This window comes from Pseudoalteromonas sp. NZS11_1, from assembly GCF_015864275.1.
GTDB lineage: Bacteria > Pseudomonadota > Gammaproteobacteria > Enterobacterales > Alteromonadaceae > Pseudoalteromonas > Pseudoalteromonas arctica.
In genome coordinates, this window is record NZ_JADYXK010000061.1 from 1 (window position 1) to 1,227 (window position 1,227).

A 1,227-nucleotide genomic window follows, 5' to 3' on the forward strand; every position below is an offset into this window, starting at 1 on the left:
TGGCTGCTTCTAAGCCAACCTCCTGGCTGTCTGGGCCTTTCCACATCGTTTCCCACTTAACTATGACTTTGGGACCTTAGCTGGCGGTCTGGGTTGTTTCCCTCTTCACGACGGACGTTAGCACCCGCCGTGTGTCTCCCGGATATTACTTTACGGTATTCGGAGTTTGCAAAGGGTTGGTAAGTCGGGATGACCCCCTAGCCTTAACAGTGCTCTACCCCCGTAAGTATTCGTCCGAGGCTCTACCTAAATAGATTTCGGGGAGAACCAGCTATCTCCCGGTTTGATTAGCCTTTCACTCCTAGCCACAGGTCATCCCCTAACTTTTCAACGTTAGTGGGTTCGGTCCTCCAGTTGATGTTACTCAACCTTCAACCTGCCCATGGCTAGATCACCGGGTTTCGGGTCTATACCTTGCAACTATTCGCCCAGTTAAGACTCGGTTTCCCTACGGCTACCCTATTCGGTTAACCTCGCTACAAAATATAAGTCGCTGACCCATTATACAAAAGGTACGCAGTCACCCAACAAGTGGGCTCCTACTGCTTGTACGTACACGGTTTCAGGTTCTATTTCACTCCCCTCACAGGGGTTCTTTTCGCCTTTCCCTCACGGTACTGGTTCACTATCGGTCAGTTGGGAGTATTTAGCCTTAGATGATGGTCCACCTATATTCAGTCAAAGTTTCACGTGCTCCGACCTACTCGATTTCACTTAAAATGTCTTTTCATGTACGGGACTATCACCCTGTATCGTGGCGCTTTCCAGCAGCCTTCCATTAACACATAATAAGCTTAAGGGCTGTTCCGATTTCGCTCGCCGCTACTTTCGGAATCTCGGTTGATTTCTTTTCCTACGGGTACTTAGATGTTTCAGTTCTCCGCGTTCGCCTCGTTAACCTATGTATTCAGTTAACGATACCTGCAAGCAGGTGGGTTTCCCCATTCGGAAATCTTAGTCTCAAGCGCTTTTTACTAGCTTGACTAAGCTTATCGCAAGTTAATACGTCCTTCATCGCCTCCAACTGCCAAGGCATCCACCGTGTACGCTTAGTCACTTAACCATACAACCCAAACGGGTCTTTGTTTTGTGACAGTTTAACTTCGCCAGAAGTCAATATTGAATACTAAAGTAGATACCAATCAATCAACTCCTAAGAGTTAACTAAATGGCACTGAATGGTACTGCTACCATTCTTTTTTTACTTTTGAAAACTCTTGATAAATA

At 46.5% G+C, this 1,227-nt stretch carries 1 rRNA gene; it reads right to left on the reverse strand.

The features are described 5' to 3' along the window. A 23S ribosomal RNA gene (locus tag I6F44_RS19485) occupies nt 1-1,063 on the reverse strand; the annotation flags it as partial. Nucleotides 1,064-1,227 lie beyond the last annotated feature (164 nt).